Source organism: Enterobacter cloacae complex sp. IR53030 (assembly GCF_049238365.1).
GTDB lineage: Bacteria > Pseudomonadota > Gammaproteobacteria > Enterobacterales > Enterobacteriaceae > Enterobacter > Enterobacter kobei.
In genome coordinates this window covers 99,193-113,252 of sequence record NZ_JBMKHA010000010.1, presented here as the reverse complement: position 1 = coordinate 113,252, position 14,060 = coordinate 99,193, and the positions used below count along the sequence as shown (strand labels likewise).

Annotated in this window: 12 protein-coding genes; all 12 read left to right on the top strand. The window is 54.9% G+C overall.

Translation table 11 applies throughout. The annotated features are described in order from the left end of the window. Nucleotides 1–38: 38 nt before the first annotated feature. Nucleotides 39–2,417, top strand: coding sequence for a DMSO/selenate family reductase complex A subunit (locus tag ACOTXR_RS12460; RefSeq protein ID WP_058691208.1), 2,379 nt, complete (start codon nucleotides 39–41; stop codon nucleotides 2,415–2,417). Next, entirely contained in the window at nucleotides 2,414–3,043 is a 630-nt protein-coding gene (locus ACOTXR_RS12455) for a DMSO/selenate family reductase complex B subunit (RefSeq protein WP_032635853.1), read from the top strand. Before ACOTXR_RS12460 ends, ACOTXR_RS12455 begins: the two co-directional genes overlap by 4 nt. Next, the gene (locus tag ACOTXR_RS12450; RefSeq protein WP_058691209.1) at nucleotides 3,036–3,824 is read left to right on the top strand and encodes a dimethyl sulfoxide reductase anchor subunit family protein; all 789 of its coding nucleotides are present in this window, start codon (nucleotides 3,036–3,038) and stop codon (nucleotides 3,822–3,824) included. The genes ACOTXR_RS12455 and ACOTXR_RS12450 overlap by 8 nt, the downstream gene beginning before the upstream one ends. Continuing rightward, complete coding sequence (locus tag ACOTXR_RS12445; RefSeq protein WP_058691210.1) at nucleotides 3,824–4,699, top strand: 4Fe-4S binding protein; 876 nt, start codon at nucleotides 3,824–3,826, stop codon at nucleotides 4,697–4,699. The genes ACOTXR_RS12450 and ACOTXR_RS12445 overlap by 1 nt, the downstream gene beginning before the upstream one ends. A gap of 121 nt (nucleotides 4,700–4,820) precedes the next feature. Further along, nucleotides 4,821–5,252 (top strand): nucleoside-diphosphate kinase, encoded by a 432-nt coding sequence (ndk, locus tag ACOTXR_RS12440; protein WP_003860625.1) that lies wholly within the window; start codon nucleotides 4,821–4,823, stop codon nucleotides 5,250–5,252. Between the two features lie 169 nt (nucleotides 5,253–5,421). Continuing rightward, a complete protein-coding gene (locus ACOTXR_RS12435; protein ID WP_014884812.1) occupies nucleotides 5,422–6,588 on the top strand; it encodes a bifunctional tRNA (adenosine(37)-C2)-methyltransferase TrmG/ribosomal RNA large subunit methyltransferase RlmN in 1,167 nt (388 codons plus the stop codon). Nucleotides 6,589–6,880: 292 nt separating this feature from the next. Further along, on the top strand, nucleotides 6,881–7,888 hold the full coding sequence (gene rodZ / locus ACOTXR_RS12430) for a cytoskeleton protein RodZ (RefSeq protein ID WP_023338666.1): 1,008 nt from the start codon (nucleotides 6,881–6,883) through the stop codon (nucleotides 7,886–7,888). 26 nt (nucleotides 7,889–7,914) lie between these two features. Beyond that, entirely contained in the window at nucleotides 7,915–9,033 is a 1,119-nt protein-coding gene (ispG, locus tag ACOTXR_RS12425; protein WP_023337626.1) for a flavodoxin-dependent (E)-4-hydroxy-3-methylbut-2-enyl-diphosphate synthase, read from the top strand. An 80-nt stretch (nucleotides 9,034–9,113) separates the two neighbouring features. Continuing rightward, the gene (gene hisS, locus ACOTXR_RS12420; protein ID WP_014884809.1) at nucleotides 9,114–10,388 is read left to right on the top strand and encodes a histidine--tRNA ligase; all 1,275 of its coding nucleotides are present in this window, start codon (nucleotides 9,114–9,116) and stop codon (nucleotides 10,386–10,388) included. Nucleotides 10,389–10,401: 13 nt separating this feature from the next. Further along, nucleotides 10,402–11,022 (top strand): YfgM family protein, encoded by a 621-nt coding sequence (locus tag ACOTXR_RS12415; protein WP_014884808.1) that lies wholly within the window; start codon nucleotides 10,402–10,404, stop codon nucleotides 11,020–11,022. Between the two features lie 10 nt (nucleotides 11,023–11,032). Next, complete coding sequence (gene bamB, locus ACOTXR_RS12410; RefSeq protein ID WP_014884807.1) at nucleotides 11,033–12,211, top strand: outer membrane protein assembly factor BamB; 1,179 nt, start codon at nucleotides 11,033–11,035, stop codon at nucleotides 12,209–12,211. 112 nt (nucleotides 12,212–12,323) lie between these two features. Beyond that, nucleotides 12,324–13,796, top strand: coding sequence for a ribosome biogenesis GTPase Der (gene der / locus ACOTXR_RS12405; RefSeq protein ID WP_014884806.1), 1,473 nt, complete (start codon nucleotides 12,324–12,326; stop codon nucleotides 13,794–13,796). The last annotated feature ends 264 nt before the right edge of the window (nucleotides 13,797–14,060 follow it).

Here is a 14,060-nt window from a genome sequence, read left to right as displayed (position 1 = left end):
AAAAAACGAGAATGCGTTTTTATTTGAAGGAACGAGCAATGAAAAAAAATAAAAATCAGGGAGAGGGTTTTATTCCCGAGATATCCCGGCGTCAATTTATTCAGGCAGGATCGGCGCTCGCCGCCCTTCCGCTTGTTGTGACAACCCGCAACGTGCAGGCGCAGGACGCCGCGGCAACGCGTGCGGCGCCGGAAGAAAAAGTGGTGCAAACCTGCAGCACGTTTGACTGCGGGGGGAAGTGTGATATTCGAGCTCACGTCAGCGAAGGCGTTGTCACCCGTATTTCCACGCGCCCGGATAATGCATTGGATCCGCAGATGCCGGTTATGCGTGCCTGCGTTCGTGGCAGAGCGTATCGGAAATTTGTTTATCATCCCGATCGGCTTAAATATCCAATGAAGCGTACAGGTAAACGTGGCGAAGGGAAATTCGAACGTATTACCTGGGATGAAGCCACGACGCTAATAGCGAATCAATTAAAAACGATTACGCAAAAATACGGTGCGGCTTCACGCTATGTTCATGTGGGCACCGCAGTTTCTGGCGGAACGTTTTCCGGCGATAAAATGGTTCGTCGTCTGCTCAACTTAACCGGCGGCTACCTCGAAAGCTATCACTCGGTCAGTATGGGCAACACGGCGGCAGCCACGCCGTATACCTATGGCACCGCCGCCAGCGGCAGTTCTCTGGACACGCTGCTTGATACGAAACTGGTCATCCTCTGGGGGCATAACCCGACGGAGACGATCTTTGGTCACAGCAACTACTTCTTCCAGAAGATGAAGCAAAACGGCACCCGCTTTATCGTTGTCGATCCGCGCTATTCAGACACGGTTTCCTCCCTTGCCGATCGGTGGATCCCGCTGCTTCCTGCCACCGACAACGCCCTGATGGATGCCATGATGTACGTGATCGTCACAGAGAATCTGCACGATCGCGACTTCATTCAGCGCTATACCCTGGGCTTTGACGAAGCATCAATGCCGGAAGGTGTTCCGGCCAATGAATCCCTGATGGCTTACCTGAGCGGGGCAAAAGACGGCGTGGCGAAAACGCCTGAGTGGGCCGAGAAAATTACCCATGTGCCTGCGCAGACTATCCGTCAGCTGGCGCGCGACTACGCAAATACTAAACCTGCTGCACTGATCCAGGGTTGGGGGCCGCAGCGTCACAACTGCGGCGAGCGCACCGCGCGCGGCTCAACGTTACTGGCGACGCTGACGGGTAACGTCGGCGTAAAAGGCGGCTGGGCGGCAGGCTATGGCGGCTGCGCTAACCGCAAATTTGCGGCAGGGCCCGAAATGCCGGATAACCCGGTAAAAGCCAAAATATCGGTGATGAACTGGGTGCAGGCCGCCGACGATGCTTCTCAGGTGACGGCGGATGTTGGTCTGAAAGAGGCTGACAAGCTGGACAGCAATATCCGCATCCTGTTCTCGCTGGCCGGCAATTACCTGGCTAACCAGAATCCGGATCTCCATCAGGCGACCCGCGTGCTGGAAGACGAGTCGAAAATCGAGTTTATTGTCGCAAGCGATCTGTTTATGACGCCGAGCGCCAGATACGCCGATCTTCTTCTGCCGGAAACCAGCTTTATGGAGCGCTGGAATATTGGCGAAACCTGGGGGACCGCGAGCTATCTGATCCTGTCGGAAAAGCTGATTGAGCCTGAGTTTGAGCGCCGTTCAGATTACGACTGGCTGCGTGAGGTTGCCGCGAAGCTCGGCATTGAACCCGCGTTCAGCGAGGGCCGTGACGAAAAAGCGTGGATTGAGCACATCTGGGAGCAGACGCGGCTGGCGATGCCGGAGGAAAATCTGCCGGACTTCACGACGCTACAGAAAACGCGTCAGCATCTTTTCAAAAGCGCGCCGTACGTTGCCTTTGAAGACAACATTCGCGATCCGCAAAATCATCCGTTCCCGACGCCGTCCGGGAAGATTGAGATCTTCTCGAAGCGTCTGTACGACATGCATCACCCGGAAATTCCGGCGCTATCGCACTACGTTCCCGCTCATGAAGGCCCGGAAGATGAACTGGCGAAAACTTTCCCGCTTCAGCTGATTACCTGGAAAGGGAAAAACCGTGCCAACTCAACCCAATATGCTAACCCGTGGTTAATTGAAGCCCAGCAGCAAAAGCTGTGGATTAACCCGCAGGATGCGCAAAAGCGCGGCATTGCGCAGGGTGATACCGTGCGCATCCATAACGCGCGCGGCATTTGTGAAATCCCGGCCGAGGTGACGCCGCGCATCATTCCAGGCGTCGTTGCCATGCAGGCTGGTGCCTGGTGGCAGCCGGACGAGCAGGGTATTGATAAAGGTGGTTGCGCGAACGTCCTCAGTTCAGCCCGTATTACCGCGCTTGCGAAAGGGAATTCTCATCAAACCATGCTGGTGGAGGTAGCGAAAGCATGAGTCAGTTTAAACACTACGCGCCGGTGAGCGATAAACAACTGGGTTTTTATATCGACTCCTCCCGCTGTTCGGGCTGCAAGGCCTGTCAGGTGGCGTGCAAAGATAAAAATAACCTTGAGGTTGGACGTCGTTTCCGCCGCGTTTATGAAGTCAACGGCGGAAATTTCATTCCAACCGGGCAGGGGGGCGTCAGCAATAACGTTTTTGCTTACACGCTCTCTATTTCTTGTAACCACTGTGCGGACCCGGTATGCACCAAAAACTGCCCGACTACCGCGATGCACAAGCGTCCGGGCGACGGCATCGTGCGCGTCGATACGGACAAGTGCGTTGGCTGCGGCTACTGCGCATGGTCATGTCCTTACGGCGCGCCGCAGCTCAATGAGCAGACCGGACAGATGTCGAAATGCGATTTTTGCGTGGATCTCCAGGCAAAGGGGGAGCAGCCAGTCTGTGTGGCGACCTGTCCGCTCGAAGCGATCAAATTCGGACCCATTGATGAACTTCGGGAGAAATACGGCGCGGTCTGCGATGTGAAAGGTTTGCCTGATTCTTCCATCACACAACCGAACCTGGTAATCAAAGCGCATCAGGGTGCAGAGAAAGAGGGGAAGCGTCATGCATGAGTTACCGTTGCTGATATTTACGCTGTTCCTGCAGGGATCGGTAGGCGTGACCCTCTGGCTGGCGTTTGGCGAGGCGCATGCATCGCACTCTCGTCTGCTGCTGCCCGCTGCCGGGGCGTTTGTCCTGGCCAGTCTGGGGCTTCTCTCCTCGGCGCTGCACATGGGCTATCCGCTCAACGCCCTTAACGCGCTGCGCCACGTTTCCAGCTCCTGGCTGAGCCGTGAGATCGTCTTTGCCAGCCTTTACCTTGCGGCACTGGGCCTTGCGACGCTGCTGATGTTTGCCAAAAAAACAGGCTGGAAGATGCTGTTGGTTGTGGCCGGTGTTGCCGGGCTGGTGGATGTGTTCTGCATGGCGCAGATCTACATGCATACGTCGGTGGTGACCTGGCAGCACATTAACACTCTGGTGCTGTTCATCGGCTCAGTGGGGATCATAGGTTCAGCCTGCATGGCCGTTGGGCTGCGCTGCCAAACTTCCGTGCGTGCGGCGGTTGTCATTGTCGCGCTGCTGGTGCTTGTGCGTCTGGTCATGCAGCCCGTCTGGCTGGCAGACATTGCGACCATGGATAACACCGTGGTGACGTTCCCTCACGCACCGTTGCAGATGCTGGAGCAACTGCGCACGGTACATCTGCTGAGCTGGTGCGTTTCGGTTGCGGGTATGCTGTGCTTTGCCGCGGGCGGTCTGAAAGCGGCGCGAGGCCCAATGCTGCTGGGCAGTGCGCTGTTGATCGTGGGTGAGCTTATGCTGCGCTTCGTTTTCTTCAGTATTGGCTGATGGGCGAATTGTCATTATCCCCGGCGATAGAGGTGACGCATGCGTGCGTGCGTCGCCGTTTTCGCCATGCTGACTGCAGTGCCTGCGCGGACGTTTGTCCCGCGCAGGTTTTTTCTTTTACTGAAATGGGCATCTCGGTTGATGAACAGCGCTGTATAGGCTGCGGTGATTGCCTGTTCGTCTGTCCCACCGAGGCCATTGCCGACATCACGCCGCGAAAACGCTTTCTGCGTGGCGATACCCTCGTTGGGCCTTTTACTGAACATGCTCCTGTTGTGAATGAGTTGCTGCTATGGCACACGCAACACGGCGTGCGTTTTATCAGTATTGAAGCGGAACACTACCCGGCCTGGTTACTGGCGCTTGCCCGGCTCAATCTTGTGCTTCGTCGACGGGGTGAAGCGGTATGGGCTTTTAAGCCTGACCCGATCAACGAGGTGAATATTGCCCGCCGTGCGCTTATGTATGTTCCGCGGGAGGATGTGCGCCGCTGTAACGTCGTGCCGGGCCAGCGTCAGCTGCGCAGGGCATTCGCAGAATTTAGCGAGTCAGATATCGTTCTCGACATCGGAAAATGTATGTTGTGTGGGGCATGCTGGCGAAGCTGCACGGAAAACGCAATTCGTTTTGAGAATGCCACGCTAGTGGTGGAAACCGGACGCTGTACCGGGTGTGGGGGGTGCGAAGCGGTGTGTCAGCATGGCGCGATAAGCATAACGCAGACAGAACAGAGCGCGAAAAGCAGCGTGACGCCTGCCTGTGAGGCTGTTTGCCTGACGTGTCATCGTCATTTCTGGTCATTCAGGATGGATGAAAAGCACTGCCCCCTCTGTTCACGCCATCACTTCGCTATGCGCGATTCGACCTGTTGCTAATCTTCGTCTCATTTTAAAAAAATGTTATGCAGAACCATAGGCAATGGCGCTATTGCTCATTATAATCCGCGCCACACCATACTCAGGTATGCAAAACAACAGAACATTGACAGAGGTTATCATGGCTATTGAACGTACTTTTTCCATCATCAAACCAAACGCGGTGGCAAAAAACGTTATTGGCAGCATCTTCGCTCGCTTTGAATCAGCAGGGTTCAAAATTGTTGGCACCAAAATGCTGCACCTGACCGTTGAGCAGGCTCGCGGTTTCTACGCTGAGCACGAAGGCCGTCCATTCTTTGACGGTCTGGTTGAGTTCATGACCTCCGGTCCTATCGTCGTATCCGTGCTGGAAGGCGAGAACGCAGTACAGCGCCATCGCGATCTGCTGGGTGCAACCAACCCGGACAACGCGCTGGCCGGTACCCTGCGCGCTGACTACGCGGACAGCTTCACCGAGAACGGCACCCACGGTTCTGACTCCGTTGAATCTGCTGCACGCGAAATCGCCTTCTTCTTCGCAGAAGGCGAAGTGTGTCCACGCACCCGTTAATTTAACGGTTTCGTTTACACATTAATTTCGTAAATGCCACGTGCAAACGTGGCATCCCTGCGCCAGACTTTGTACAATGCAACGCCCCGGATGAGCAGACCGCTGTCCGGGGCGTTTCTATTCAACCCTCCAGGGGCCACAACGTGTAACAACGAGGCCGGAAAATATTATGTCTGAATTAGTGAATACCTCTGAAGTCGCCATTCCTGCGGTTCCCAATAAAAATGGAAAAATTAACCTGCTGGACCTGAACCGTCAGCAGATGCGCGAGTTCTTTAAAGATATGGGTGAGAAGCCGTTTCGTGCCGATCAGGTGATGAAATGGATGTACCACTACTGCAGCGACAACTTTGATGAAATGACTGACATCAACAAAGTGCTGCGTAACAAGCTCAAAGAAGTGGCTGAAATCCGCGCCCCGGAAGTGGTGGAAGAGCAGCGCTCTGCCGATGGCACCATCAAATGGGCGATTGCCGTAGGCGATCAGCGCGTTGAAACCGTCTACATCCCGGAAGAAGACCGCGCCACGCTGTGTGTCTCCTCCCAGGTGGGCTGCGCGCTGGAGTGCAAATTCTGCTCTACCGCACAGCAAGGGTTCAACCGTAACCTGCGCGTTTCTGAAATTATCGGCCAGGTCTGGCGTGCGGCGAAAATCGTCGGTGCGGCAAAAGTGACCGGTACGCGTCCTATCACCAACGTGGTGATGATGGGGATGGGTGAGCCGCTGTTGAACCTGACTAACGTGGTACCGGCAATGGAAATCATGCTGGATGACTTCGGTTTTGGCCTGTCCAAGCGTCGTGTGACGCTGTCGACGTCAGGCGTTGTCCCTGCGCTGGATAAGCTTGGCGACATGATTGACGTTGCGCTGGCTATCTCTCTGCACGCACCCAACGATGAAATTCGTGACGAAATTGTACCGATCAACAAAAAGTACAATATCGAAACCTTCCTCGCTGCCGTGCGCCGTTACCTGGAGAAATCCAACGCCAACCAGGGCCGCGTCACCATCGAGTACGTGATGCTTGACCACGTTAACGACGGTACCGAGCATGCGCATCAACTGGCTGAGCTGCTGAAAGATACGCCATGCAAAATCAACCTGATCCCATGGAACCCGTTCCCGGGGGCGCCGTATGGCCGTAGTTCGAACAGCCGTATCGACCGTTTCTCCAAGGTACTGATGGAGTATGGTTTCACCACTATCGTGCGTAAAACCCGTGGTGATGATATTGATGCAGCGTGTGGACAACTGGCTGGCGATGTCATTGATCGAACCAAACGTACCCTGCGTAAACGCATGCAGGGTGAGACGATTGCGGTCAAAGCTGTTTGATTATTATGCACTCACGGCGCATTATCTGCGCCGTGATGCATAATCTTACTGAATAATCAGTCAGATTCGTGAAGACTGATCAATAATTACGGTGCGTTTCATCCGACTTTCGGGCAGTATGTAACGACGTAACAACAGTTTAGCCGTTCGGGCAGGGCTGTACTGTCATCTCCGGGCTGACAGTCTTATACTGTCTGTTCAAGGTTAACTGACCTGAAGTTTCGCGGTGCGGGTGGCATTGTGACTCACCGGCACCTGAACCCTTTTTTTCACGTACCAGTAGTTGTAGCGAATGAATACTGAAGCCACTCACGACCAACATGAAGCACTCTCCACTGGCGTTCGTCTTCGCAACGCCCGTGAACAACTCGGACTCAGCCAGCAAGCCGTTGCAGAACGCTTGTGCCTGAAGGTTTCCACGGTTCGCGATATTGAAGAAGATAAGGCGCCTGCCGATCTGGCTTCAACATTTCTGCGCGGTTATATCCGCTCTTACGCAAAACTGGTGCACATCCCCGAAAACGAATTACTGCCAATGATGGAGAAGCAGGCACCGGTTCGCGCAGCGAAAGTGGCGCCGATGCAAACTTTCTCCCTGGGGAAACGTCGTAAAAAACGTGATGGCTGGCTGATGAGCTTTACCTGGCTGGTGCTGTTTGTGGTGATCGGCCTGACCGGCGCGTGGTGGTGGCAAAACCATAAGGCGCAGCAGGAAGAGATCACCACCATGGCCGATCAATCCTCTGCTGAACTCAATCAGGCAGGGAATGGTGGCGCTCAGAGCGTCCCGCTGAACACCGACGGTGCAGCCACCTCAAGCGAGCCGCAAACAACGGCTCCGGCAACCGATGCGGCGCAGGCTCCGGCAGCCACGGCTAACACCGCTGCGCCTCAGGCTCAGGATCAGAACGCGGTCGTTGCCCCTTCTCAGGCGAATGTTGATACTGCGGCGAACGCGCCTGCGGCGACTCAGCCAACGGACAATACCGCGGCATCCCTGCCTACCGACCCGGCGGCTACTGCCGCACCAGCAGCCGATCCAAACGCGCTGGTGATGAACTTCACTGCCGACTGCTGGCTGGAAGTCACTGACGCGACAGGTAAAAAACTGTTTAGCGGCCTGCAGCGGAAAGATGGCACGTTAAACCTAACGGGTCAGGCACCTTACAAACTTAAAATCGGCGCTCCGGCAGCGGTACAGATCCAGTATCAAGGAAAACCTGTCGACCTGAGCCGCTTTATCAGAACTAACCAGGTTGCACGTCTTACCGTTAATGCCGAACAATCAGCAGCACAGTAACAGACGGGCAACGCGGGAGATTTTTCATGCATAACCAGGCTCCGATTCAACGTAGAAAATCGAAACGGATTTACGTTGGGAATGTGCCAGTCGGCGATGGAGCACCCATCGCCGTTCAGTCGATGACCAACACGCGCACCACGGACGTGGAAGCAACGGTCAACCAAATCAAAGCATTAGAGCGTGTAGGCGCGGACATTGTTCGCGTCTCCGTGCCCACCATGGATGCCGCAGAGGCGTTCAAGCTGATCAAACAGCAGGTCAGCGTTCCGCTGGTAGCGGATATCCACTTCGACTACCGTATCGCGCTGAAAGTGGCCGAATACGGTGTTGATTGCCTGCGTATTAACCCGGGCAACATCGGTAACGAAGAGCGCATCCGCATGGTGGTGGACTGCGCCCGTGACAAAAATATCCCTATCCGTATCGGTGTCAACGCGGGATCGCTGGAAAAAGATCTGCAGGAAAAATACGGTGAACCCACGCCGCAGGCGCTGCTCGAATCCGCGATGCGCCATGTCGATCATCTCGATCGTCTTAACTTCGATCAGTTCAAAGTTAGCGTAAAAGCGTCCGATGTATTCCTCGCGGTGGAGTCGTACCGCCTGCTGGCAAAACAGATCGATCAGCCTCTGCATCTCGGGATCACCGAAGCGGGTGGCCTGCGTAGCGGTTCTGTAAAATCCGCGATCGGTCTGGGACTGCTGCTCTCTGAAGGGATCGGTGACACCCTGCGCGTTTCGCTGGCGGCCGATCCGGTAGAAGAGATCAAGGTCGGTTTTGATATCCTGAAATCACTGCGTATTCGGGCGCGTGGGATCAACTTCATTGCCTGCCCAACCTGCTCGCGTCAGGAATTTGATGTGATCGGTACGGTGAATGCCCTGGAGCAGCGTCTGGAAGATATCATCACCCCGATGGACGTCTCCATCATCGGCTGCGTGGTGAACGGTCCGGGTGAAGCGCTGGTGTCCACCTTGGGCGTGACCGGCGGTAACAAGAAAAGTGGTCTCTATGAAGATGGCGTTCGTAAAGATCGTCTGGATAATAGTGACATGATCGACCAGCTCGAAGCTCGCATCCGCGCTAAAGCCGCGATGATGGACGAGACACAGCGTATCAGCGTTCAGCAGGTTGAAAAATAACGTGATGGGAAGCGTGCCGCTTCCCATGTATGATTGAACCCATTCTTTGGGTTTTTTTTGTATATAGAAAGAGAATAAACGTGGCAAAAAACATTCAAGCCATCCGCGGCATGAACGATTACCTGCCTGGCGAAACCGCCATCTGGCAGCGCATTGAAGGCACACTGAAGCAGGTGCTCGGCAGCTACGGTTACAGCGAAATCCGTTTGCCGATTGTAGAGCAGACCCCGTTATTCAAACGCGCGATCGGCGAAGTGACCGATGTGGTTGAAAAAGAGATGTACACCTTTGAGGACCGCAACGGCGACAGCCTGACTCTGCGTCCGGAAGGGACGGCGGGCTGCGTACGCGCCGGCATCGAACATGGTCTTCTGTACAATCAGGAGCAGCGCCTGTGGTATATCGGCCCGATGTTCCGCCACGAACGTCCGCAGAAAGGTCGTTATCGTCAGTTCAACCAGCTGGGTGTGGAAGTGTTTGGCCTGCAGGGTCCGGACATCGACGCCGAACTGATTATGCTGACGGCCCGCTGGTGGCGCGCGCTCGGTATTGCTGAGCACGTTTCGCTGGAGTTGAACTCTATCGGTTCTCTGGAAGCGCGTGCGAACTATCGCGATGCGCTGGTTGCATTCCTGGAACAGCATAAAGACAAGCTGGACGAAGACTGCAAACGCCGCATGTACAGCAACCCGCTGCGCGTGCTGGATTCCAAAAACCCGGATGTGCAGGCGCTGCTGAATGATGCACCTGCACTGGGTGACTACCTGGACGACGAGTCTCGCGAACACTTTACCGGCCTGTGCAAGCTGCTTGAAGCGGCGGGCATTGCCTACACCGTGAACCAGCGTCTGGTGCGCGGCCTGGACTACTACAACCGCACCGTGTTTGAGTGGGTGACCACCAGCCTCGGTTCACAAGGCACCGTGTGTGCCGGCGGTCGTTATGACGGTCTGGTTGAGCAACTGGGTGGCCGTGCAGCACCTGGTGTTGGCTTCGCGATGGGCCTTGAGCGACTTGTTTTGTTAGTTCAGGCTGTTAATCCGGAATTTAAAGCAGATTCCGTTGTCGATATATACCTGGTGGCCTCAGGCGCGGAAACGCAGTCTGCGGCGATGCAGCTTGCCGAACGCGTGCGCGATGCGCTGCCGGGCGTTAAGCTGATGACCAATCATGGCGGCGGCAACTTCAAAAAACAGTTTGCTCGTGCCGATAAGTGGGGCGCAAGTATTGCACTGGTGCTGGGTGAGTCCGAAGTGGCTAACGGCGAAGTGGTAGTTAAAGACCTGCGCTCTGGTGAGCAAACAACGGTAACGCAGGACGGCGTTGCGGCGCATTTGCGCACTCTATTGGGCTAAGGAGAAAGACTGCGTGGAAATTTACGAGAACGAACACGATCAGGTCGACGCGATTAAACGCTTCTTTGTTGAGAACGGCAAAGCGCTGGTTGTTGGGGTGATTTTAGGTGTGGGCGCGCTGATTGGCTGGCGTTACTGGAACAATCATCAGGCGGATACCGCGCGCGGCGCGTCTCTGACCTATGAAAATACCGTGAGTGCGATCCGTGCCGATCAGCCACAAACGCTGGTTGCGGCAGAGAAATTTGCTGCTGACAACAAAAACACCTACGGCGCGCTGGCTGCGCTGGAAGTGGCTCAGCAGTACGTTGATAAGAACGAACTGGATAAAGCTGTTGCTCAGTTGACTCAGGGTCTTGCTGCTGCCAGCGATGAAAACCTGAAAGCAGTGATTAATCTGCGCCTGGCACGTATTCAGGTTCAGCAGAAAAAAGCTGACGATGCGCTGAAAACGCTCGATACAGTTAAAGGCGAAGGTTTTGCTGCCATCGTTGCCGATCTGCGCGGTGAAGCGCTGCTGAGCAAAGGTGACAAAGCGGGCGCGCGTAAAGCGTGGCAAGCTGGCGTGGATAGCAAAGCTTCACCTGCGCTGAGCGAAATGATGCAGATGAAAATAAATAATTTGTCCGTCTGAGAGGGACCCGATGCAATTGCGTAAATTACTTCTGCCAGGACTGCTTTCTGTTACGTTATTGAGTGGTTGTTCACTGTTCAGTGGCGAAGAAGACGTTGTAAAAATGTCCCCACTGCCGACGGTTGAAAACCAGTTTACCCCTTCTACCGCGTGGGATGTCTCCGTTGGTAATGGTATTGGTGACTTTTATTCCAACCTTCATCCGGCCTTTGCGGACAGCGTTGTTTATGCCGCAGATCGTAAAGGTACCGTGAAAGCGGTCAATGCTGATGACGGAAAAGAAGTCTGGTCTGTTAACCTGGCGGAAAAAGATGGCTGGTTCTCCCGTAAACCTGCACTGCTGTCTGGCGGCCTGACGGTTGCCGGTGGTCATGTCTACGTGGGTAGCGAAAAGGCGCAGGTTTATGCCCTGAACACCAGCGACGGCTCCATTGCCTGGCAAACTACCGTGGCCGGTGAATCCCTGTCTCGCCCGGTCGTCAGCGACGGCCTGGTGCTGATTCATACCAGCAACGGCCAGCTGCAGGCGCTGAACGAAGCGGACGGTCTGGTGAAATGGACCGTCAACCTTGACATGCCTGCGCTCTCTCTGCGCGGTGAATCCGCGCCTGCTACCGCATTCGGTGCAGCAATTGTAGGCGGTGATAACGGTCGCGTGAGTGCCGTGCTGATGCAGCAGGGCCAGATGATCTGGCAGCAGCGTATCTCTCAGGCTACAGGCTCAACGGAAATTGACCGTCTGAGCGACGTCGACACAACGCCGGTCATCGTAGATGGTGTGGTTTACGCGCTGGCCTATAACGGTAACCTCACCGCGCTGGATCTGCGCAGCGGCCAGATCATGTGGAAACGTGAACTGGGTTCTGTAAATGATTTCATTGTGGACGGTAACCGTATCTATATGGTTGACCAGAACGACCGTCTGCTGGCGCTGAGCACTGAAGGCGGCGTGACACTGTGGACGCAAAGCGATCTGCTGCACCGTCTGCTGACCGCGCCAGCACTGTACAACGGCAGCCTGGTGGTAGGCGACAGCGAAGGGTATATGCACTGGATTGATCCGGATAACGGCCGCTTTGTTGCACAGCAAAAAGTCGACAGCTCTGGTTTCCTGACCGATCCGGTTGTGGCTGACGGCAAACTGCTGATTCAGGCAAAAGACGGTACGCTGTACGCGATCACGCGTTAATTACCCGGCGGTTGTAGTATACTAAACGGCTCCTGTTCACTCAGGAGCCGTTTTGACATTTTTAAAAACGCCGCGAATGCGACGTTTATTTGAATTTTATGAGGCTTCAAACATGGTACCTGTGGTCGCGCTTGTCGGGCGCCCTAACGTTGGAAAATCCACTCTTTTTAACCGTTTAACACGCACCCGTGATGCGCTGGTTGCGGATTTCCCGGGGCTGACGCGTGACCGTAAGTACGGTCGTGCAGAGGTGGAAGGACGCGAGTTCATCTGTATTGATACCGGTGGTATTGACGGTACAGAGGACGGCGTTGAAACCCGCATGGCGGAACAGTCATTGCTGGCGATTGAAGAAGCGGACGTGGTGCTGTTTATGGTGGATGCGCGCGCTGGCCTGATGCCGGCAGACTCCGCCATCGCCAAACACCTGCGCTCGCGTGAAAAGCCTACTTTCCTGGTGGCGAACAAAACTGACGGTATCGATGCCGATCAGGCCGTTGCAGACTTCTGGTCTTTAGGCCTGGGGGAAATCTACCCCATTGCGGCATCGCACGGTCGCGGCGTGACCAGCCTGCTGGAAACCGTTCTGCTGCCATGGGTTGATGAAGTTAACCCGCCGGAAGAGGTGGACGAAGACGCTGAATACTGGGCGCAGTTTGAAGAGGGCGTTGAGGGCGAAGAAGAGCCTGAAGACGACTTCAATCCGCAGGATCTGCCAATCAAGCTGGCTATCGTGGGGCGTCCAAACGTAGGTAAGTCTACACTTACTAACCGTATTCTGGGTGAAGAGCGCGTGGTCGTTTACGACATGCCTGGCACCACGCGCGACAGCATCTACATCCCGATGCAGCGCGATGAACGTGAGTATGTCCTCATTGACACCGCCGGGGTACGTAAGCGCGGGAAAATCACCGATGTGGTGGAAAAATTCTCCGTTATCAAAACCCTGCAGGCGATTGAAGATGCCAACGTCGTCATGCTGGTCATTGATGCACGCGAAGGAATCTCCGATCAGGATCTCTCTCTGCTCGGCTTTATCCTCAATAGTGGGCGCTCACTGGTTATCGTGGTCAACAAATGGGATGGCCTGAGCAATGAAGTGCGCGAGCAGGTGAAAGAGACCCTCGACTTCCGTCTGGGCTTTATCGACTTTGCGCGCGTGCACTTTATTTCTGCCCTGCACGGCAGCGGCGTCGGTAACCTGTTCGAATCCGTGCGTGAAGCCTATGACAGCTCCACCCGCCGTCAGAGCACCGCCATGCTGACCCGCATCATGAATATGGCTGCGGAAGACCATCAGCCGCCGCTGGTACGCGGTCGCCGCGTGAAGCTGAAATATGCTCACGCCGGGGGTTATAACCCGCCAATCGTGGTGATCCACGGCAACCAGGTGAAAGACCTGCCGGATTCCTACAAGCGCTATCTGATGAACTACTTCCGTAAATCGCTGGACGTGATGGGCACGCCTATCCGCATCCAGTTCAAGGAAGGGGAAAACCCGTTCGCTAACAAGCGCAACACCCTGACGCCGAACCAGATGCGTAAGCGTAAGCGCTTGATTAAGCACATTAAGAAAAGCAAATAAGCTTTGCTGAACTCACAAAAGCCCGCGCATGTCGCGGGCTTTTTTTTGCCAAATCATACCGCCGGTTTTCTCTGTGTGATGTCAATCACTATTCACTTTTAACCATGTTTAAAACTAAGAAAGTAGACAATCGTCGAATTTTCGTCTTAAAGTCCCGGGCCCGGTACTAGACAAAACTAGCAACTGGTTATCAAATGGTTAACTAACTTTTCGCCGCATGTAAAAAATCGGTCAGATACGTAACTGGCCGGCGTACTTGCTGGT